Here is a 19,645-nt window from a genome sequence, read left to right as displayed (position 1 = left end):
TTCAGCGGCGCGCCAGCGGCGTGCCGGGCAGCGGCTCGACGGCCACGCCGCCGCCCAGCGCGTGGGCCAGCTGGGCCTGCACGTCGAGCGCGCGCGCGGCCAGTTCGACCTGCTGGCGGCGCTGGGCCAGCACCGAGGATTCGGCCGTCAGCACCTGCAGGTAGTTGCCCAGCCCGGCGCGGTAGCGCTGCAGCGCGATGCCGTAGGCGCCTTCCGCGGCCTGCTGCGCGGCGGCCTGCTCGCGCTGCTGCAGCGCCACCGAGCGCGCCGAGGCCAGTTGGTCCGCGACCTCGCGCACCGCGCCGACGATGGCGCCGTTGTAGCTCTCGACGGCGGCGTCCAGGTCGGCCGTCCTGCCGGCCAGGTTGGCGCGCAGCCGGCCGGCGTCGAACAGCGGCAGGTGCAGCGCCGGGCCGATGCCCCACTGCAGGCTGCCGGCCTGCAGCAGGTTGTTCAGGCCGATGCTGGACAGGCCGGCGAAGCCGGTCAGGCTGATGTTGGGATAGAACTGCGCGCGCGCCGCGCCGACGTCCTGCACCGCGGCTTCGACGCGCCAGCGCGCGGCCGCCACGTCGGCGCGGCGGCCCAGCAGGTCGGCGGGCAGCGCGGCCGGCAGCGCCGGCGCCGGCAGCGCCGCCACGGACGGCGCGGCATCGGCCAGCGCGTCGGGCGGCAACGCGGCCAGCGCGGCCAGCGCGTGGCGCGCCAGCGTGCGCTGCTCGCGCAGCGCCTCGATCTGCTGGCGCGTCTCGGGCAGGCCGCCTTCGGCCTGGTACTGCTCCATGCGCGTGTCCAGGCCGGCCGACACACGGTCGATCACCAGCGTGCGCTGCTGCTCGCGCTGGGCCAGCGTGCGCTCGGCCACGGCCAGCAGGTCCTGCGTGCGCGCCAGCTGCAGCCAGCCGCGCACGATCTGCTGGGCCAGCAGCGCCCGCGCGGCCTGGGCGTCGGCGGCGGCCGCGCGGGCGCTGCCCAGCGCGGCCTGCAGGGCCGCGCCGTTGCGGCCGAAGAAGTCCAGCTCCCAGCTGCCGGACAGCTGCAGCAGCCCGGTCTCGCGCACCGAGCCGGCCAGCGGCGCCGGGACGGCCCCCGTTTCGGTGTAGCGCTGGCGCGTGAGGTTGGCGTCGGCGTTCAGCTGCGGCAGCAGCGTGGCGTCGGCGGCCTCGGCCGCGGCCTGCGCGCGCGCCAGGCGGGCGCGCGCCAGGCCGAGGCTGGGGCTGCCGGCCAGTGCCTGGTCGACCAGGCGGTCCAGCGCCGGATCGCCGAAGGCGCGCCACCAGTCGGCGGCGACTTCGGCGTCGGCCTGCGCCGGTGCGTCGGCCGGCGCAGGTGCACCGGCCGTCGGCAGGCCGACGCTGGCGGCCTCGCGCAGTTGCGCATGCGGCGCGATGCCGCCGGGATTGGCGCAGCCGGCCAGCGCCAACGCGAGCAGCGCCGGCAACAGCGCCCGGCGCGCGGAGAAACAGGAGTTCATGGATTCTTCTTTCCGGTGCAGCCTTGCTGCGCGTTGTCCAGGACGCGCGACAGGAAGCTCTTGAGCAACAGCCATTCCTCGCGCGAGAAGCCGGCCAGGTAGGCGTTCTGCACGCGGCTCAGCGCGACGGGGATCCGCTCGGCCACGGCGCGGCCCTGCTCCGTCAGCGCGAGGCGCACGACGCGGCGATCCTGCGCGCAGCGCTCGCGCTGGCACAGGCCCTTGCCCTCCAGGCGGTCGAGCAGCCGCGTCATGGCGCCGGCGTCGAGCTCGCACAGGCGTGCCAGCTCGGCCACCGTGGTGCCCTGGTGCACGTACAGCTTGAACAGCGGCACCCATTGGGCATGGGTCAGGCCGCTGGGCTCCAGCTCGCGCTCCACGGCGGCCGTCACGGCGCACAGGATGCGCCGCATCAGGTAGCCCACGCTGTCGTTCGGGTTGTAGCTGCCAGGCTCATAGAACGCGGCCGGTGGCCCGCGCCGCGCGGAATCGGAACTGTCCTCGCTCATGGCCGGCGAATATATTTGCCTAGGCAAATATTGTCAACAGCACTAATTGCCCAGGCAAGTTCCCCGGCACGGCTGGCTACACTCTCGGTCCATGCCTTCTCCTGCTCCATCGGCGGCCGAACCGGCCAAGGGTTCGCCGCGGTCGCTGCGCGGCCTGCTGCCGTTCCTCGCGCCCTACCGCGGCCACATCGCGCTGGCCGGCCTGTTCCTCGTGCTGGCGGCCGGCGCGACGCTGGTGTTCCCGCTGGCGCTGCGCGGGCTGATCGACAACGGCCTGGCCAGCGGCACCGGGCCGTCGGCCGGCGAACGGCTGGTGGCGCTGCGCACGCATTTCTTCGGGCTGTTCGCGGTGGCGGCGGCGCTCGGCCTGTTCTCGGCCGGGCGCTACTACATGGTCAGCTGGCTCGGCGAGCGCGTGACCGCGGACCTGCGCAACGCCGTCTATTCCCACGTGGTGCGCCAGAGCCCGGAGTTCTTCGAGACCACGCAGACCGGCGAGGTGCTGTCGCGCCTGACCGGCGACACCACGCTGGTGCAGAGCGTGGTCGGCTCCTCGCTCAGCGTGGGCCTGCGCAACGCGGTGATGGGCGTCGGCGCGCTGGCCATGCTGGTCTGGACCAACCCCTACGTGATGACGCAGGTGCTGGGCATCCTGGTGCTGGTGGTGCTGCCGACGGTGTGGTTCGGCCGGCGCGTGCGCCGGCTCTCGCGCGCCAGCCAGGACCGCGTGGCCGATTCCAGCGCGATCGCGGCCGAGGTGCTGAACGCGATCCCGGTGGTGCAGAGCTACACGGCCGAGGACCGCGAGGCGGCGCGCTTCACCCAGTCCACGCAGAACGCCTTCCACACCGCCGTGCGGCGCACGCGGGCGCGGGCGGTGCTGGTGGCCTTCATCATCATCGCCACCTCAGCCGCGCTGCTGTGGGGGCTGTTCCAGGGCACGCAGGCGGTGATGCGCGGCGACATCTCGGCCGGCCACCTGGGGCAGACCGTGGTCTACGTGATCATCCTAGCCGGCGCCTTCGGCGCGCTCAGCGAGGTCTATGGCGACCTGCTGCGCGCGGCCGGCGCGACCGAGCGGCTGATGGAGCTGCTGCACAGCGAGTCGCCGATCGCCTCGCCGCCGCGGCCAGTCGAACCGCCGGCCGGCACGGCCGGCAGCCGCGTGGCGCTGGAGCACCTGACCTTCCACTACCCGTCGCGGCCCGGGCAGGCCGCGCTGGCCGACTTCAGCCTGGCCGTCGAGCCGGGCGAGACCGTGGCGCTGGTCGGCGCCAGCGGCGCCGGCAAGAGCACGGTGTTCCAGCTGCTGCTGCGCTTCTACGACCAGGACAGCGGGCGCATCCTGATCGACGGCGTGCCCACGCGCGAACTGGCGCTTCAGGCGCTGCGCGCGCGCATCGGCATCGTGCCGCAGGATCCGGTGCTGTTCTCCACCAGCGCGCGCGAGAACATCCGCTACGGCCGGCCGGACGCCAGCGACGCCGAGGTGGAGGCGGCGGCGCGCGCCGCCTTCGCGCACGACTTCATCGGCGCGCTGCCGCAGGGCTACGACAGCTTCCTAGGCGAGCGCGGCGTGCGCCTGTCCGGGGGCCAGCGCCAGCGCATCGCGATCGCGCGCGCGATGCTCAAGAACGCCCCGCTGCTGCTGCTGGACGAAGCTACCAGCGCGCTGGACGCCGAGAGCGAGCGCATGGTGCAGGCCGCGCTGGAGACCGCCATGCGCGGGCGCACCACGCTGGTCATCGCGCACCGCCTGGCCACGGTGCAGCAGGCCGACCGCATCGTCGTGCTGGAACAGGGCCGCATCGTCGAGCAGGGCACGCACGCCAGCCTGGTGGCGGCCGGTGGCGCCTACGCCCGGCTGGCCGCGCTGCAGTTCACGGCCTAGCGCGCAGGGCCGGGCGCCGGCCTATGCATGATGCGCATAAAGCCTGAAGCACCCCCAGCGCGGCTTGGACAAGGCAGGGGCCGCCCGCCTAAGCTTGCGGTCTTCTTCACAACTGGAGCCGCTTCATGGCCAAGTCCTCGGGCCCGTCGCCCACCGCCCATGCACTGCCCTCGTACCTGCAGGCCGACCATCTCGGCCCCTGGGGCATCTTCCTGCAGCAGGTGGACCGCGTGGAGCCCTATCTGGGCAACCTGGCGCGCTGGGTCGAGACGCTCAAGCGCCCCAAGCGCATCCTGATCGTGGACGTGCCGATCCACCTGGACGACGGCACCGTGGCGCACTTCGAGGGCTACCGCGTGCAGCACAACACCTCGCGCGGCCCGGGCAAGGGCGGCGTGCGCTTCCACCAGGACGTGACGCTGTCCGAGGTGATGGCGCTGTCGGCCTGGATGTCGGTCAAGAACGCTGCGGTGAACGTGCCCTACGGCGGCGCCAAGGGCGGCATCCGCGTCGATCCGAAGACGCTGTCGCGCGGCGAGCTGGAGCGCATGACGCGCCGCTACACCAGCGAGATCGGCATCATCATCGGCCCGTCCAAGGACATCCCGGCGCCGGACGTGAACACCAACGACCAGATCATGGCCTGGATGATGGACACCTACTCCATGAACCAGGGCGCCACGGCCACCGGCGTCGTGACCGGCAAGCCGGTGGACCTGGGCGGCTCCCTCGGGCGGCGCGAGGCCACCGGCCGCGGCGTGTTCACGGTCGGCCTGGAGGCGGCGAAGAACATCGGCCTGGACGTGTCCACGGCGCGCGTGGCGGTACAGGGCTTCGGCAACGTGGGCGGCATCGCGGCCAAGCTGTTCGCCGAGGCCGGCGCGCGCATCGTCGCCGTGCAGGACCATGGCGGCGCGGTCTACCGCGAGGCCGGGCTGGACGTGCCCGCGCTGCTCAGGCACGTGGCCGAGAACGGCTCGGTGGCCGGCTTCGAGCACGCCGAGCCGCTGGCGGCCGACAAGTTCTGGGACGTGCCCTGCGACATCCTGATCCCCGCCGCGCTGGAGCAGCAGATCACCCAGGCCAACGCGCACCGCATCCAGGCCCGCATGGTCATCGAGGGCGCCAACGGCCCGACCACGCCGGAGGCCGACGACATCCTGCACGACCGCAACGTGCTGGTCGTGCCCGACGTGATCGCCAACGCCGGCGGCGTGACGGTCAGCTACTTCGAGTGGGTGCAGGACTTCTCGTCGTTCTTCTGGGACGAGGACGAGATCAACAAGCGCCTGGTACGCGTGATGCAGCACGCCTTCGCGGGTGTCTGGCAGGTGGCGCAGCAGCACCAGGTCAGCCTGCGCACGGCCACCTTCATCGTGGCCTGCCAGCGCATCCTGCAGGCGCGCGAACTGCGCGGCCTGTACCCCTGACGGCTACTGCACCGGCCCCTTGAGGGCCTTGGGCATCGGCAGCGGCAACACGGCGATGCCCTCTTCCAGCAAGGCCTCGGTCTCCTCGCGCGAGGCCTGGCCGCGGATGTTGCGCTCGGCCGCCTCGCCGTAGTGGATGCGGCGGGCCTCCTCGGCGAACTGGCCGCCCACGTCCTCGGTGTTCTCGACCACGTGGCGCACCATCTTCATCCAGGCGGCCTGCAGCTTCGCGTCCACCGCGGCGACCTCGCGCCCGGGCGCCGCCTCGGGCACCGCAGCCCCCAGGTTCAGGCGCGGCGCCGACAGCTTCTTGAGCACGGCCGTATCGCCGCAGATCGGGCACTCCACGAGTTGCCGCGCCAGCTGCGACTGGAAATCGTCCTCCGAGCCGAACCAGCCTTCGAAGCCGTGGCCGTGGGCGCACTGCAGGTCCAGGACTTTCATGGGACCCGATTATCCGGGCTGGACGGCATCAGGGCTGGCCTGCCATTGCAAAGACCAGGCGCCGCTGCGCAGGTTCTGCAGCCACAGCGCGGCCGACAGCGTCTTGGCGTCCGTCACCAGGCCGTCGCGGCACCAGGCCAGCAACTCGTCCAGGCTGGCGCTGAAGACTTCCAGGAACTCGCCGGCATCGAGCTGGCGCTGCTGCAGGGCCAGGCCGCGCGCGAACCAGATCTCGATGAATTCGGTGGAGTACGAGATCACCGGGTGCAGCACGCCGGCGCGCGCCCATTCACGCGCGACATAGCCGGTTTCCTCCCGCAGCTCGCGGCGGCCGCAGGTCCAGGCGTCCTCGCCCGGATCGAGCTTGCCGGCCGGAAACTCGATCATCACGCGGCCCATCGGATGGCGGTACTGGCGCTCCAGCACCAGCCGGCCGTCGTCCAGCAGCGGCACCACCATCACGGCGCCGGGATGCACGACGAACTCGCGCGTGTCGCTGCCGCCATCGGGCAGGCGCACCGTGTCGCGCAGCACGTGCAGGAAGCGGCCGCGCAGCAATTCCTCGCGTCGCGTGGTCTGCTCGATCAAGCGCGCGTCATCCCGCGGTTCCATGGCCCCTCCTGCGGTGCTTGAACAGATAGCGCCAGACGAAGCCCGGGAACGCCAGCGTCAGGAACAGCGCGCCGGTCACGGCGTAGAACTCCCAGCCCTGTGGCGCGATGCGGCCGGCGTTGCGCTCCAGCAGCAGGCCGAGGGCACCGACCAGGAAGTAATAGACCAGCAGCTCCAGCAGCCGCAGGGCCAGCGACTTGCCGCCGCTCAGGCGCACGACGAGGAACAGGCGCTGTGACAGGAACGGCAGGTTGGCGGCCGCCACGGCCGCCAGGATCACCAGCCAGACCGCCGCATCCGGCGCCAACTCAGGTGCCCAGCGTCAGCACGATGGCCTGGGCGCACAGGGCCATCAGCCCGCCGGGCACGATGCCCAGGATCAGCACCAGGGCGCCGTTGACGGACAGCACGGCCCGCACGTCCAGCGGCGCGGACACGGTGCTGGCGGTGATCGGCGCATCGAAGTACATGACCTTGATGACCCGCAGGTAGTAGAACGCACCGATCAGCGACATGATCACCGCGAACACCGCCAGGCCGATGTGGAAGGCATCGCCGGAAGCGACCAGCGCCTGCAGCACCGACAGCTTGGCATAGAAGCCGACCATCGGCGGGATGCCGGCCAGCGAGAACATGCAGATCGCCATGACGCCGGCGTACAGCGGGCTGCGCTGGTTCAGGCCGGCCAGGTCGGCGACCTCGTCGCTCTCGAAACCCTCGCGCGCCAGCAGCAGCAGCACGCCGAAGCTGGCCAGCGTGGTCAGCACGTAGGTGACGACGTAGAACATCGCCGAGCTGTAGGCGTTGGCGGCCGACAAGGTGTTGCCGTTGACCACGCCGGCCAGCAGGCCCAGCAGCACGAAGCCCATCTGCGAGATCGTCGAGTAGGCCAGCATGCGCTTGAGGTTGCGCTGCATCACGGCGGCCAGGTTGCCGATCAGCAGCGACGCCACGGCCAGCACGACCAGCATCTGCTGCCAGTCGATCGCCAGCGGCAGCAAGCCTTCGACCAGCAGGCGGATCGCCATGCCGAACGCGGCCAGCTTGGGGGCGCCGGCGATCAGCAGCGTGGTCGCGGTCGGCGCGCCCTGGTAGACGTCGGGCACCCACATGTGGAACGGCACGACGCCGAACTTGAACGCCAGGCCGGCCACGATGAACACCAGGCCGAACACCAGCACCTGGTGCTGCACCTGGCCCGAGGCCACGGCCTTGAACACTTCGCCGATGTCCAGCGAACCGGTGGCGCCGTACATCATCGACAGGCCGTACAGCAGGAAGCCCGAGGCCATCGCGCCCAGCACGAAGTACTTCATGGCCGCCTCGCTGGCGAGGGCGCTGTCACGGCGCAGCGCCACCAGCGCGTAGCTGGACAGCGTGAGCAGTTCCAGGCCCATGTACAGGACCAGGAAGTTGTTGCCGGAGATCATCACCGACATGCCCAGCAGCGCCAGCATGGACAACGTGAACAGTTCACCGCCGCGCAGCATGCCGCGGTCGCCGGAATAGGGGCGCGCATAGACCAGCGTGACCATCATGGCGACGGTCGCGAAGCACTTGAGCCAGTTGCCCATGGGGTCGCTGACGACCATGTTGCCGAAGCCGTACAGCGTGGTGTTGCCGGTGGCGTAGACCGCCTGCAGCACGGCGACGACGGCCAGCGACAGCAGCGTCAGCACATAGGTGGCCGTGCGGCGCGGGCTCCTGACGGCGAGGTCGACCAGCGCGATCACGCAGGCCATGACCAGCAGCACGATTTCGGGGTAGACGGTGATCCAGCTGATTTTGTCCATCATGTTCTCGTTTTCCTGCGCTGCTCAGTTCAGCTTGGACACCGCGACGTGCTTGAGCAGTTCGGCCACCGAGACGTCCATGACGTCGGTGAACGGCTTGGGATAGACGCCCATCGCCAGCACGGCGATCGCCAGCAGCGCCAGCATCAGGAATTCGCGGCTGTTGATGTCCTGCAATGCCTTCACGTCGTCGTTGGCGACGGCGCCCAGGTAGACGCGCTTGAACATCCACAGCGTGTACGCAGCGCCGAGGATCAGCGCCGTGGCCGAGATCAGGCCGATCCAGAAGTTGGCGCGCACCGCCGCCAGGATCACCATCCACTCGCCGACGAAACCGGCCGTGCCCGGCAGGCCGCAGTTGGCCATCGAGAACAGCAGCGCAAAGGCCGCGAACTTGGGCATGGTGTTGACCACGCCGCCGTAGGCCGCGATGTCGCGCGAATGCACACGGTCGTACAGCACGCCGATGCACAGGAACATCGCGCCCGAGACGAAGCCGTGCGCGATCATCTGCACCAGCCCGCCGGACACGCCCAGGTCGTTGAAGATGAAGAAGCCCAGCGTCACGAAGCCCATGTGCGCCACCGACGAGTAGGCGACCAGCTTCTTCATGTCCTGCTGCACCATCGCCACCAGGCCCACGTAGACCACGGCGACCAGCGACAGCGTGATCATCAGCCAGGCCCACTCGTGCGCCGCGTCGGGCGCGATCGGCATCGAGAAGCGCAGGAAGCCGTAGGCTCCGAGCTTCAGCATGATGGCCGCCAGCACCGCGGAACCGCCGGTGGGCGCTTCCACGTGCACGTCCGGCAACCAGGTGTGGACCGGCCACATCGGCACCTTGACCGCGAAGGCCGCGAAGAAGCCGAAGAACAGCAGCGTCTGCGCCGTGCGCGACAGCGGCAGGTCGTGCCAAGTCAGGATGTCGAAGCTGCCGCCCGCGTGGACATACAGGTAGATCAGCGCGATCAGCAGCAACAGCGAACCCAGCAACGTGTACAGGAAGAACTTGAACGCCGCGTAGATCTTGTTCGGGCCGCCCCAGATGCCGATGATCAGGTACATCGGGATCAGCGTGGCCTCGAAGAACACGTAGAACAGCAGGCCGTCCAGGGCCGCGAACACGCCGATCATCAGGCCCGACAGGATCAGGAACGCACCCATGTACTGGTTCACGCGCGAGGTGATGACCTCCCAGCCGGCGATCACCACGATGACCGTGATGAAGGCCGTCAGCAGCACGAACCAGAACGAGATGCCATCCACGCCCAGGTGGTAGTTCACGTTGAAGCGCTCGATCCACGGCGCCTTCTCGACGAACTGCATGGCCGCCGTCGCGTTGTCGAAACCGCTGTACAGCGGCAGAGTGACCAGCAGGCTGACGACGGCGCCGATCAGCGCGATCCAGCGCACGGCGCGCGCATGTTCGTCCCTGCCCAGGGCCAGCAGCACGGCGCCGAAGAAGATCGGCGTCCAGATCGCAAGGCTCAACAATCCCATTTTTCTTGTTCTCCCCGAGCCTTACTTGTTGAACCAGACGAAATAGGTCATCAGCACGAAGATGCCGAGGATCATGACCAGCGCGTAGTGGTAGAGGAAGCCGGTCTGCACGCGGCGCACCGCGCTGGCGATCCAGCCGACGAGCTTCCACGAGCCGTTGACCACCGCGCCGTCGATCACGGCCTGGTCGCCGCCCTTCCACAGGCCGATGCCCAGCCCGCGCGCGCCGCGCGCCAGGATGTTCTCGTTGATCCAGTCCATGTAGTACTTGTTCTCGAGCAGGCGGTAGATCGGGCCGGCAGCCTTCTTGATCGCCGCCGGCAGCGCCGGGTTGACCATGTACATGTAGTACGACAGGACCACGCCGGCCAGCGCCAGCCAGAACGGCGCGGTCTGCAGGCCGTGCAGGGCCATGGCGACGGGGCCGTGGTATTCCTCGGCCAGTTCGGCCATCGCATGGTGCAGCGAGCCGTTGACGAAGATCGAATCCTTGAAGAAGTCGCCGAACAGCATCGGGCCGATCGTCAGGTAGCCGATCACCACCGACGGGATGGCCAGCAGGATCAGCGGCACGGTCACGACCCAGGGCGACTCGTGTGGCTTGTGGTCATGGCCGTGGTGGTCGTCGTGGCCGTGGTGGTCGTCGTGGTGCGCGTCCGGGTTCTGATCGAAGCGCTCCTTGCCGTGGAACACCAGGAAGTACATGCGGAACGAATAGAACGCCGTGACAAAGACGCCGGCCATGACGGCGAACTGGGCGAAGCCCGCGCCCGGCAGGTGGCTGGCGTGCGTGGCGATGATGATGCTGTCCTTGGAATAGAAGCCCGAAAACAGCGGCGTGCCGATCAGCGCCAGCGAACCCAGCAGCGAGGTGATCCAGGTGATGGGCATGTACTTGCGCATACCCCCCATCCAGCGGATGTCCTGGTTGTGGTGCGCGCCCATGATGACCGAGCCGGCGCCCAGGAACAGCAGGGCCTTGAAGAAGGCGTGCGTCATCAGGTGGAACACCGCGACCGAGTAGGCCGAAGCGCCCAGCGCGACCGTCATGTAGCCCAGCTGCGACAGCGTGGAGTACGCGACCACGCGCTTGATATCGTTCTGGATGATGCCCAGGAAGCCCATGAACAGCGCCGTGATGGAACCGATCACGAGTATGAAATTCAACGCGGTGTCCGACAGCTCGAACAGCGGCGACATGCGCGCGACCATGAAGATGCCCGCCGTCACCATGGTGGCGGCGTGGATCAGCGCCGAGATCGGCGTCGGGCCTTCCATGGAATCGGGCAGCCACACGTGCAGCGGGAACTGCGCGCTCTTGCCCATGGCGCCGATGAACAGGCAGATGCAGATCACGGTGATCAGCATCCAGTCGGTGCCCGGAAAGCCGATCTGCGCCAACTCGCCGGCCTTGGCGAAGGTCTCCGTGTAGTTCAGCGTGCCGGCGTAGGCCGCGATCAGGCCGATGCCCAGGATGAAGCCGAAGTCGCCGACCCGGTTGACCAGGAAGGCCTTCATGTTCGCGAAGATCGCCGTCGGCCGGTTGAACCAGAAGCCGATCAGCAGGTAGGACACCAGGCCCACGGCCTCCCAGCCGAAGAACAGCTGCAGCATGTTGTTGCTCATCACGAGCATCAGCATCGAGAACGTGAACAGCGAGATGTAGGCGAAGAAGCGGTTGTAGCCCTCGTCCTCCTCCATGTAGCCGATGGTGTAGATGTGCACCATCAGCGACACGAAGGTCACCACGCACATCATCATGGCCGTGAGGCCGTCGACCAGGAAGCCGACTTCCATCTTCAGGCCGCCGACCACCATCCAGGTGTAGAGCGTCTCGTTGAAGCGCGCGCCGTCCAGCGCGACGCTCTTGAGCGTCATCGCCGAGATGACGAAGGCGATCAGCACGCCGAGGATGGTCAGGCTGTGGCTGGCGCGGCGGCCGATGCGGTTGCCGCCGAAGGCGGTGCCCAGAATGCCGGCCAGACCGGAACCGACGAGCGGCGCCAGCGGCACGGCCAGCAGTGTGGCGGCGGAGAGGGTTTGACTCATGTCGTTCTTGTGGTGGAGCTGGCGGGGCTCAGCCCTTGAGCGTGTTGAGTTCGTCCACGTTGATGCTGGACCGGTTGCGGAACAACAGCACCAGGATGGCCAGGCCGATGGCCGATTCGGCCGCGGCGACGGTCAGGATGAAGAACACGAAGATCTGGCCGTGCATGTCGTTCAGGTAGTACGAGAACGCCACGAAGTTCATGTTGACGGCGAGCAGCATCAGCTCAATCGCCATCAGCAGCACGATCAGGTTCTTGCGGTTCAGGAAGATGCCGATGACCGACAGCGCGAACAGCAACGCCCCCAGCGACAGGAAATGACCGAGACTGAGCGTCATGCCTTCTTCTCCTCGGCTGCAGCCGCCGCCGGCGGGGCGGGCGGGGGCGCGGGCCGCGTGGGATCCATCTTGACCATGGCCACGCGGTCGGCAGCACGCACGTGGACCTGGTCCTCGGGGCGCACGTTGCGGGTGTCCTTGCGGCCACGCAGCGTCAGCGCGATCGCGGCGATCATCGCCACCAGCAGGATCACGGCGGCGATCTGGATCGGATACAGGTATTCGGTGTAGAGCAGGATGCCCAGCGCCTTGGTGTTCGAGACCTGCGCGGCCGCGGGAGCGGCGGCACCGGCCAGGTTGCGCGACTCCTCGCTCACGCGGAATCCGCCCATCAGCACGGCGGCCATTTCCAGCGCGACCAGCGCGCCGATGGTCGCGGCCAGCGGGAAATGCCGCCAGAACCCGCGCCGCATGTCCTCGATGTCGATGTCCAGCATCATCACGACGAACAGGAACAGCACCAGCACCGCGCCGAGGTACACCAGCACCAGCACGATGGCCAGGAACTCGGCCTGCAGCAGCAGCCAGATGGCGGCGGCCTGCGAGAACGCGAGGATCAGGTACAGCACCGCATGCACCGGATTGCGCGAGGTGATCACCCGGAACGCCGCGAACAGCAGCACGAGCGAAAACAGATAGAAGAAGCCAGTCTTGACGTCCATGGAATTTTTCTAAGTCGAACTGGCCGCTCAGCGGTACGGGGCGTCGGCCGCCTTGGCCGCCGCGATCTCTTTCTCGTAGCGGTCGCCCACGGCCAGCAGCATGTCCTTGGTGAAGTACAGGTCGCCGCGCTTCTCGCCGTGGTATTCGAGGATGTGGGTCTCGACGATGGAGTCGACCGGGCAGCTTTCCTCGCAGAAGCCGCAGAAGATGCACTTAGTCAGGTCGATGTCGTAGCGCGTGGTGCGGCGCGAGCCGTCCTCGCGCACGTCGGACTCGATCGTGATCGCCATGGCCGGGCACACGGCCTCGCACAGCTTGCAGGCGATGCAGCGTTCCTCGCCGTTCTCGTAGCGGCGCAGCGCGTGCAGGCCGCGGAAGCGCGGCGACAGCGGCGTCTTCTCCTCGGGGAATTGCACCGTGACCTTGCGGCGCAAGGCGTAGCGGCCGGTCAGGACCATGCCCTTGAACAGCTCCGTCAGCATGAAGCTCTTCAGGAAGTCCTTGACGGAAAAGGTGGAAGCGGTTGCGGTGGTCATCGTGGGGTCTCCGCTTATTTCCAGATGTTCCAGGACGTCTGCATCCAGCCGCCGACCAGCAGCAGCCACACCAGGGTCACCGGAATGAAGATCTTCCAGCCCAGACGCATGATCTGGTCGTAGCGGAAGCGCGGGAAGGTGCCGCGGATCCAGATGAACAGCGAGACCACGAAGAAGGTCTTCAGGCCCAGCCAGATCCAGCCCGGAATGAAGTCGAGGAAGGCGAACGGCGGTAGCCAGCCGCCCAGGAACATCAGCACGGCCAGGATCGACACCAGCCACATGCTGGCGTACTCGGCCAGGAAGAAGATCGCGAAGCCCATGCCGGAGTACTCGACCATGTGGCCGGCCACGATCTCGGCCTCGCCTTCCACCACGTCGAACGGGTGGCGGTTGGTCTCGGCCACGCCGGAGATCAGGTAGACCAGGAAGATCGGCAGCAGCGGCAGCCAGTTCCAGGACAGGAAGTCCAGGCCGGCATTGACACCGATGCCCTTGGCCTGCGCGGCCACGATCTCGCCCAGGTGCAGGCTGCCCGAGACCATGATCACGATCACCAGGCAGAAGCCCATGGCGATCTCGTAGCTGACCATCTGGGCCGATGCGCGCAGCGCGCCCAGGAAGGCGTACTTCGAGTTCGAGGCCCAGCCGGCGATGATCACGCCGTACACCTCGATCGAGGTGATGGCCATGATCAGCAGCAGCCCGGCGTTCACGTTGGCGATCACGGCCTCGGGCCCGAACGGCACGGCCACCCAGGCGGCCAGCGCCGGCATGATGGCCATGATGGGCCCCAGGCGGAACAGGCCGCCGCTCGCCGCCGACGGGCTGATCAGTTCCTTGGTCAGCAGCTTCAGCGCATCGGCGATCGGCTGCAGCAGCCCCATGGGCCCAACCCGGTTGGGCCCGTGTCGCACCTGGATCCAGCCGAGGAACTTGCGCTCCCACAGCGTCAGGTAGGCGACCGCACCCATCAGCGGCGCCAGCACGCAGATGATCTTGATCAGACCCCAGATCACGGGCCAGGCGCCCCCGACCCACCAGGAAGCGCCGACCAGTCCCTGGCCGAAACCGTAGATGCTGTCGATCATGCTGCCAAAGCTCCCTCGGCCTGCCGCGCGTCCGCGGTCAATTGCAAGGACGTGGCCCGGCGCACCAGGCTGTCCAACTGGTAGATGCTGGCCACGGCGGGCGCCGCGACCGGAGCAGGCTGGGCGATGCCGGCGCGCGTCGCATTCGACAGCCGCTCGGCCGGCAAGCGCGTCACGCCATCGGCCTGAACGAGGCCCAGCGCGGCCAGCACGTCCTGCGAGGACTCCTGCTCGAAGCCGGGCAGGCCCAGCATGTTGCCCAGTACGCGCAGCACCTTCCAGGCCGGACGCGTCTCGCCCAGCGGGCGCACGACGGCGTGGAAGCTCTGCACGCGGCCCTCGGCGTTCGCGAAGCTGCCCGAAGTCTCGGTGAACGGCGCGATCGGTAGCAGCACGTCGGAGAAGGCCATGTTGGCCTTGAACGGGCTCAGCGTGACGACCATCTCGGCTGCGTCCAGCGCCGTGGCGGCGGCCGCACCGGCGGCAGAGTCGAACTCGGGTTCGTTGTTCAGCAGCACGACCGCCTTCAGGCCGCCGGCCAGCATCTGCGCGGCGTTGCGGCCATCGGCCCGGGGCTGGGCGCCGACGAACTGCGCGCCGACGGTGTTGGCGGCTTCGGTCAGGTAGCCGAAGCTGGCGCCGGTCTGCTCGGCGATCCACTGCGCCAGCGCCAGCAGGCTCGACGCCTGGGCGTGGTGCGCGGCACCGTTGCCCAGCAGCACCGCCTTGCGCTCGCCGGACAGCAGCGACTTGGCGATGGCTTGGGCAGCCTCGTTGGCCTGGCCGACCGCCGGGGCGGCGATGCCCTTCTCCGCCGCCACGGCGGCGGCCACGTCGGCCAGGGCCTGCAGCCAGTCGCCGGCCTCGGCCTTCAGCGTGGCGCCCAGCGTCATGGCCCAGGCATCGGCATGGGCCAGTTGGCGGCAGGAGGCGATCGCATGCACCTTGGCGCCCTTGCGGCTGGCCTGGCGGATGCGCTGCGCGAACAGCGGATGGTCCTTGCGCAGGTTGGAACCGACGACCAGCACGCGCTGCAGCGTGGACAGCGCCGTGATCGGCATGCCCAGCCAGCGCACACCCTCGCCCACCGCGAATTCCGCGTGGCGCAGGCGGTGGTCGATGTTGTCACTGCCCAGGCCGCGCACCAGAGAGACGGCCAGGCTCAGCTCCTCCAGCGTGCTGTGCGGGCTGGCCAGCAGGCCGATGCCGCCGGCACCGTGCTGGCCCTTGATCTGCTTGAGGCCGTTGGCCACGTACTCCAGCGCGGTCTGCCAGTCCACGGCCTGCCACTGGCCGCCCTGCTTGAGCATGGGCTGGGTCAGGCGCTCGTCGCCGTTCAGGGCCTCGTACGAGAAGCGGTCGCGGTCGGCGATCCAGCACTCGTTGACGGACTCGTTCTCCAGCGGCACCACGCGCATGACCTTGTGGTTCTTGACCTGCACGATCAGGTTCGCGCCGGTCGAGTCGTGCGGGCTGATGGACTTGCGGCGCGACAGCTCCCAGGTCCGCGCGCTGTAGCGGAACGGCTTGCTGGTCAGCGCGCCGACCGGGCAGATGTCGATCATGTTGCCCGACAGTTCGGAGTCCACGGTCTCGCCGGCGATGGTCGTGATCTCCGAGTGCTCGCCCCGGTTGACCATGCCCAGCTCCATGATCCCGGCCACTTCCTGGCCGAAGCGCACGCAGCGGGTGCAGTGGATGCAGCGGCTCATCTCCTCCATGGAGATCAGCGGGCCGACGTCCTTGTGGAACACCACGCGCTTTTCTTCCTGGTAGCGCGAGGCGGAGCCGCCATAGCCCACGGCCAGATCCTGCAGCTGGCACTCGCCCCCCTGGTCGCAGATCGGGCAGTCCAGCGGGTGGTTGATCAGCAGGAACTCCATGACCGACTTCTGGGCCTTGACGGCCTTGTCGCTCTTGGTGCGCACGACCATGCCCTGCGTCACGGGCGTGGCGCAGGCCGGCATCGGCTTGGGTGCCTTCTCGACGTCCACCAGGCACATGCGGCAGTTGGCGGCGATGGACAGCTTCTTGTGGTAGCAGAAGTGCGGAATGTAGGTGCCGGCCTTGTCGGCCGCATGCATCACCATGCTGCCTTCGGCGATCTCGACCTTCTTGCCGTCGATTTCGATTTCAACCATATCGGGGAGCTTCTCGTTCAGGCCTGCGCGGTTGCCGGCTTCTTGCACATGGCCTCGAACTCGTGCCGGAAGTGCTTGATCATGGCACGCACCGGCATGGCCGCCGCGTCGCCGAGCGCGCAGATCGTGCGGCCCTGGATGTTGTCGGCGACGGAGTTGAGAAGATCCATGTCGCTGGACTGCCCTTCGCCGCGGTGCACCTTGTCCACCAGGCGCCAGAGCCAGCCCGTGCCTTCCCGGCAGGGCGTGCACTGGCCGCAGGACTCGTGCATGTAGAAGTAGGACAGGCGCTTGAGCGACTCGACCATGCAGCGCGTGTCGTCCATCACGATCAGCGCGCCCGAGCCCAGCATGGAGCCGGCCTTGGCGATGGAGTCGTAGTCCATCGTGCACTCGTTCATGATCGCGGCCGGCAGCACCGGCGAGGACGAGCCGCCCGGGATCACGGCCTTGAGCGTGCGCCCCTTGCGCACGCCGCCGGCCAGTTCCAGCAGCTTCGTGAACGGCGTGCCCAGCGGGATCTCGTAGTTGCCCGGCAGCTCGACGTCGCCGGAGACCGAGAAGATCTTGGTGCCGCCGTTGTTGGGCTTGCCGCATTCGAGGTAGGCCTGGCCGCCGTTGCGGATGATCCAGGGCACGGCCGCGAAGGTCTCGGTGTTGTTGATCGTGGTCGGCTTGCCGTACAGGCCGAAGCTGGCCGGGAACGGCGGCTTGAAACGCGGCTGGCCCTTCTTGCCTTCCAGCGATTCCAGCAGCGCGGTCTCCTCGCCGCAGATGTAGGCACCGAAGCCGTGCGCGGCATGCAGCTGGAAGCTGAAGCCGCTGCCGAGGATCCTGTCGCCCAGGTAGCCAGCCGCGCGGGCTTCCTCCAGCGCTTCCTCGAAACGCTCGTAGACCTGGAAGATCTCGCCGTGGATGTAGTTGTAGCCCACCGTGATGCCCATGGCGTAGGCCGCGATGGCCATGCCTTCGATCACGATGTGCGGGTTGTACATCAGGATGTCGCGGTCCTTGCAGGTACCGGGCTCGCCTTCGTCGGAGTTGCAGACCAGGTATTTCTGCCCCGGGAAGTTGCGCGGCATGAAGCTCCACTTCAGGCCGGACGGGAAGCCGGCGCCGCCGCGGCCGCGCAGCGCGGACTCCTTGACGATCGCGATGACCTGGTCCTGCGTCAGGCCCTCGCCACCGTCGGCACCCAGGATCTTGCGCAGGGCCTGGTAGCCGCCACGCGCCTCGTAATCCTTCACGCGCCAGTTGCTGCCGTTCAGGTCGGCATAGATCTGCGGGCTGATGTGGCGGCCGTGGAAGCAGGTCTGCACCCCGGTAGCCGCGAATTGCGCGAGCACTTGTGCGGCGTTCATGCCTTGCCCTCCTGCGCGGCGGCGGCCCGCAGGCCGTCGACCAGCTGATCCAGCTTCTCGTCGCTCATGAAGCTGCACATCGTGCGGTCATTGACCAGCATCACCGGCGAGTCGGCGCAGGCGCCCAGGCACTCGCTCTGCTGCAGCGTGAACAGCCCGTCGGGCGTGGTCTCGCCCATGGCCACGCCGAGCTTCTTCTCGAGATGGTGCAGGGCCTTGTAGCCGTCGCGCAGCTGGCACGGCAGGTTGGTGCAGACGTTCAGCTTGAAACGGCCGACCGGCCGCTGGTTGTACATGTTGTAGAAGGTCGTGACCTCGCGCACCGCGATGGTCGGCATGCCCAGCAGCTCGCCGATCACCTGCTCGTGCTCGGGGTAGACGTGGCCGTGCTGCTGCTGCGCGATCGACAGGCAGGCCATCACGGCCGAGGCGCGGCCCTCGTAGGGGTACTTGGCGATCTCGCGCGCGAAGCGGTCCAGCGTTTCCTGCGACAGGGCAGGCGCCGGCGTCGCCGGGGCGGAATGGGAAGCAGAGCTCATCGGTCGATTTCTCCGAACACGATGTCCAGGGTGCCGATGATCGCAACGGCATCGGCCAGCATGTGGCCGCGCGACATCTCGTCCAGTGCGGACAGATGCACGAACCCGGGCGGACGAATCTTCAGGCGGTAGGGCTTGTTGGCACCGTCGCTGACCAGGTAGATGCCGAACTCGCCCTTCGGATGCTCGACGGCGGCATAGGCGTCGCCCTCGGGCACGTGGAAGCCCTCGGTGAACAGCTTGAAGTGGTGGATCAGCTCTTCCATGCTGGACTTCATGGATTCGCGCGACGGCGGCGCCACCTTGTGGTTGTCGGTGATCACCGGGCCGGGGTTGGCACGCAGCCAGTCCACGCACTGCTTGATGATGCGGTTGGACTGGGCCAGCTCTTCCATGCGGACCAGGTAGCGGTCGTAGCAGTCGCCGGTCTTGCCGACCGGGATGTCGAAGTCGACGCGGTCGTAGACGTCGTAGGGCTGCTTCTTGCGCAGGTCCCAGGCGATGCCGGAGCCGCGCAGCATCGGGCCGGTCAGGCCCAGGTTCAGCGCCCGCTCGGGCGACATGATGCCGATGCCGACCGTGCGCTGCTTCCAGATGCGGTTGTCGGTCAGCAGCGTATGGTATTCGGCCAGGTAGGTCGTGAAGCGCTGGGTGAAGTCGTCGATGAAGTCCAGCAGCGAGCCCTGCCGGTTCTCGTTCATGCGCGCCAGCGCCTTGGCGTTCTTGATCTTGCTGACCGTGTACTGCGGCATGGTGCCGGGCAGGTCGCGGTAGACGCCGCCCGGACGGAAATAGGCCGCGTGCATGCGCGCGCCGGACACCGCCTCGTACATGTCGAACAGATCCTCGCGCTCGCGGAACGCGTAGATCAGGATCGTGGAACTACCGCAGTCGTTGCCGTGCGAGCCGAGCCACATCAGGTGGTTCAGCATGCGCGTGATCTCGGAGAACATCACGCGGATGTACTGCGCGCGGATCGGCACCTCGATGCCCAGCAGCTTCTCGATCGCCAGGCAGTAGGCGTGCTCGTTGCACATCATGGACACGTAGTCGAGACGGTCCATGTAGGGCAGCGACTGGATGAAGGTCTTGCTCTCGGCCAGCTTCTCGGTGGCGCGGTGCAGCAGGCCGATGTGGGGATCGGCACGCTGCACGACTTCGCCGTCCAGCTCCAGCACCAGGCGCAGCACGCCGTGCGCAGCCGGGTGCTGGGGCCCGAAGTTCAGGGTGTAGTTCTTGATTTCTGCCATGGGGTGTCCGCGGGTCTGCTGGCCG

General features: G+C 68.2%; 18 protein-coding genes. 2 read left to right on the top strand and 16 right to left on the bottom strand.

What is annotated here, in order from left to right; translation table 11 throughout:
- Position 1: 1 nt before the first annotated feature.
- The gene (locus tag QM782_RS16745; RefSeq protein WP_415204034.1) at positions 2-1,474 is read right to left on the bottom strand and encodes an efflux transporter outer membrane subunit; all 1,473 of its coding nucleotides are present in this window, start codon (positions 1,472-1,474) and stop codon (positions 2-4) included.
- Entirely contained in the window at positions 1,471-1,983 is a 513-nt protein-coding gene (locus QM782_RS16740) for a MarR family winged helix-turn-helix transcriptional regulator (RefSeq protein WP_415204033.1), read from the bottom strand. Before QM782_RS16740 ends, QM782_RS16745 begins: the two co-directional genes overlap by 4 nt.
- Positions 1,984-2,074: 91 nt before the next feature.
- On the opposite strand from QM782_RS16740, the gene QM782_RS16735 reads away from it, so the two are divergent.
- Both QM782_RS16735 and QM782_RS16730 read left to right on the top strand, forming a co-directional pair.
- Positions 2,075-3,874, top strand: a complete 1,800-nt coding sequence (locus QM782_RS16735) for an ABC transporter transmembrane domain-containing protein (RefSeq protein WP_415204032.1) — start codon at positions 2,075-2,077, stop codon at positions 3,872-3,874.
- A 125-nt stretch (positions 3,875-3,999) separates the two neighbouring features.
- Complete coding sequence (locus QM782_RS16730; protein ID WP_415204031.1) at positions 4,000-5,304, top strand: Glu/Leu/Phe/Val family dehydrogenase; 1,305 nt, start codon at positions 4,000-4,002, stop codon at positions 5,302-5,304.
- Positions 5,305-5,307: 3 nt separating this feature from the next.
- Here QM782_RS16730 and QM782_RS16725 read toward each other — a convergent pair whose 3' ends face one another.
- From QM782_RS16725 to QM782_RS16660, 14 genes are read right to left on the bottom strand one after another with little or no spacing between them, the layout of a single operon-like run.
- Entirely contained in the window at positions 5,308-5,748 is a 441-nt protein-coding gene (locus tag QM782_RS16725) for a DUF1178 family protein (protein ID WP_415204030.1), read from the bottom strand.
- A gap of 9 nt (positions 5,749-5,757) precedes the next feature.
- On the bottom strand, positions 5,758-6,360 hold the full coding sequence (locus QM782_RS16720) for an NUDIX domain-containing protein (RefSeq protein ID WP_415204029.1): 603 nt from the start codon (positions 6,358-6,360) through the stop codon (positions 5,758-5,760).
- Positions 6,344-6,667: a DUF2818 family protein gene (locus QM782_RS16715; RefSeq protein ID WP_415204028.1), complete on the bottom strand. Its 324-nt coding sequence runs from the start codon at positions 6,665-6,667 to the stop codon at positions 6,344-6,346. Before QM782_RS16715 ends, QM782_RS16720 begins: the two co-directional genes overlap by 17 nt.
- A gap of 1 nt (position 6,668) precedes the next feature.
- Positions 6,669-8,156: an NADH-quinone oxidoreductase subunit NuoN gene (gene nuoN, locus QM782_RS16710; protein WP_415204027.1), complete on the bottom strand. Its 1,488-nt coding sequence runs from the start codon at positions 8,154-8,156 to the stop codon at positions 6,669-6,671.
- 21 nt (positions 8,157-8,177) lie between these two features.
- The gene (locus QM782_RS16705; RefSeq protein ID WP_415204026.1) at positions 8,178-9,653 is read right to left on the bottom strand and encodes an NADH-quinone oxidoreductase subunit M; all 1,476 of its coding nucleotides are present in this window, start codon (positions 9,651-9,653) and stop codon (positions 8,178-8,180) included.
- Between the two features lie 21 nt (positions 9,654-9,674).
- Complete coding sequence (nuoL, locus tag QM782_RS16700; RefSeq protein ID WP_415204025.1) at positions 9,675-11,702, bottom strand: NADH-quinone oxidoreductase subunit L; 2,028 nt, start codon at positions 11,700-11,702, stop codon at positions 9,675-9,677.
- 28 nt (positions 11,703-11,730) lie between these two features.
- Positions 11,731-12,039 (bottom strand): NADH-quinone oxidoreductase subunit NuoK, encoded by a 309-nt coding sequence (gene nuoK / locus QM782_RS16695; RefSeq protein WP_415204024.1) that lies wholly within the window; start codon positions 12,037-12,039, stop codon positions 11,731-11,733.
- Positions 12,036-12,701: an NADH-quinone oxidoreductase subunit J gene (locus QM782_RS16690; RefSeq protein WP_415204023.1), complete on the bottom strand. Its 666-nt coding sequence runs from the start codon at positions 12,699-12,701 to the stop codon at positions 12,036-12,038. Before QM782_RS16690 ends, nuoK begins: the two co-directional genes overlap by 4 nt.
- A 27-nt stretch (positions 12,702-12,728) precedes the next feature.
- Positions 12,729-13,238 carry an NADH-quinone oxidoreductase subunit NuoI gene (gene nuoI, locus QM782_RS16685; protein WP_415204022.1) on the bottom strand — a complete coding sequence of 170 codons (510 nt, stop codon included), beginning with the start codon at positions 13,236-13,238 and terminating at the stop codon, positions 12,729-12,731.
- A gap of 14 nt (positions 13,239-13,252) precedes the next feature.
- Positions 13,253-14,329 (bottom strand): NADH-quinone oxidoreductase subunit NuoH, encoded by a 1,077-nt coding sequence (gene nuoH, locus QM782_RS16680; protein ID WP_415204021.1) that lies wholly within the window; start codon positions 14,327-14,329, stop codon positions 13,253-13,255.
- Positions 14,326-16,470 (bottom strand): NADH-quinone oxidoreductase subunit NuoG, encoded by a 2,145-nt coding sequence (nuoG, locus tag QM782_RS16675; RefSeq protein WP_415204020.1) that lies wholly within the window; start codon positions 16,468-16,470, stop codon positions 14,326-14,328. The genes nuoH and nuoG overlap by 4 nt, the downstream gene beginning before the upstream one ends.
- A gap of 17 nt (positions 16,471-16,487) precedes the next feature.
- Positions 16,488-17,831, bottom strand: coding sequence for an NADH-quinone oxidoreductase subunit NuoF (gene nuoF / locus QM782_RS16670; protein ID WP_415204019.1), 1,344 nt, complete (start codon positions 17,829-17,831; stop codon positions 16,488-16,490).
- On the bottom strand, positions 17,828-18,370 hold the full coding sequence (gene nuoE, locus QM782_RS16665) for an NADH-quinone oxidoreductase subunit NuoE (RefSeq protein ID WP_415204018.1): 543 nt from the start codon (positions 18,368-18,370) through the stop codon (positions 17,828-17,830). Before nuoE ends, nuoF begins: the two co-directional genes overlap by 4 nt.
- A complete protein-coding gene (locus QM782_RS16660) occupies positions 18,367-19,620 on the bottom strand; it encodes an NADH-quinone oxidoreductase subunit D (RefSeq protein ID WP_415204017.1) in 1,254 nt (417 codons plus the stop codon). The genes nuoE and QM782_RS16660 overlap by 4 nt, the downstream gene beginning before the upstream one ends.
- Positions 19,621-19,645 lie beyond the last annotated feature (25 nt).

Origin of the sequence: Pseudorhodoferax sp. (assembly GCF_047601025.1) — a bacterium.
Classification (GTDB): domain Bacteria; phylum Pseudomonadota; class Gammaproteobacteria; order Burkholderiales; family Burkholderiaceae_C; genus Pseudorhodoferax.
This window is presented reverse-complemented; position numbering and strand designations above follow the sequence as displayed.

Excerpts from the sequence above, each read along its gene's own strand:
- QM782_RS16745 (WP_415204034.1), bottom strand. The coding sequence starts at position 1,474 with ATGAACTCCTGTTTCTCCGCGCGCCGGGCGCTGTTGCCGGCGCTGCTC.
- QM782_RS16740 (WP_415204033.1), bottom strand. The coding sequence starts at position 1,983 with ATGAGCGAGGACAGTTCCGATTCCGCGCGGCGCGGGCCACCGGCCGCG.
- QM782_RS16735 (WP_415204032.1), top strand. The coding sequence starts at position 2,075 with ATGCCTTCTCCTGCTCCATCGGCGGCCGAACCGGCCAAGGGTTCGCCG.
- QM782_RS16730 (WP_415204031.1), top strand. The coding sequence starts at position 4,000 with ATGGCCAAGTCCTCGGGCCCGTCGCCCACCGCCCATGCACTGCCCTCG.
- QM782_RS16725 (WP_415204030.1), bottom strand. The coding sequence starts at position 5,748 with ATGAAAGTCCTGGACCTGCAGTGCGCCCACGGCCACGGCTTCGAAGGC.
- QM782_RS16720 (WP_415204029.1), bottom strand. The coding sequence starts at position 6,360 with ATGGAACCGCGGGATGACGCGCGCTTGATCGAGCAGACCACGCGACGC.
- nuoN (WP_415204027.1), bottom strand. The coding sequence starts at position 8,156 with ATGATGGACAAAATCAGCTGGATCACCGTCTACCCCGAAATCGTGCTG.
- QM782_RS16705 (WP_415204026.1), bottom strand. The coding sequence starts at position 9,653 with ATGGGATTGTTGAGCCTTGCGATCTGGACGCCGATCTTCTTCGGCGCC.
- nuoL (WP_415204025.1), bottom strand. The coding sequence starts at position 11,702 with ATGAGTCAAACCCTCTCCGCCGCCACACTGCTGGCCGTGCCGCTGGCG.
- nuoK (WP_415204024.1), bottom strand. The coding sequence starts at position 12,039 with ATGACGCTCAGTCTCGGTCATTTCCTGTCGCTGGGGGCGTTGCTGTTC.
- QM782_RS16690 (WP_415204023.1), bottom strand. The coding sequence starts at position 12,701 with ATGGACGTCAAGACTGGCTTCTTCTATCTGTTTTCGCTCGTGCTGCTG.
- nuoI (WP_415204022.1), bottom strand. The coding sequence starts at position 13,238 with ATGACCACCGCAACCGCTTCCACCTTTTCCGTCAAGGACTTCCTGAAG.
- nuoH (WP_415204021.1), bottom strand. The coding sequence starts at position 14,329 with ATGATCGACAGCATCTACGGTTTCGGCCAGGGACTGGTCGGCGCTTCC.
- nuoG (WP_415204020.1), bottom strand. The coding sequence starts at position 16,470 with ATGGTTGAAATCGAAATCGACGGCAAGAAGGTCGAGATCGCCGAAGGC.
- nuoF (WP_415204019.1), bottom strand. The coding sequence starts at position 17,831 with ATGAACGCCGCACAAGTGCTCGCGCAATTCGCGGCTACCGGGGTGCAG.
- nuoE (WP_415204018.1), bottom strand. The coding sequence starts at position 18,370 with ATGAGCTCTGCTTCCCATTCCGCCCCGGCGACGCCGGCGCCTGCCCTG.
- QM782_RS16660 (WP_415204017.1), bottom strand. The coding sequence starts at position 19,620 with ATGGCAGAAATCAAGAACTACACCCTGAACTTCGGGCCCCAGCACCCG.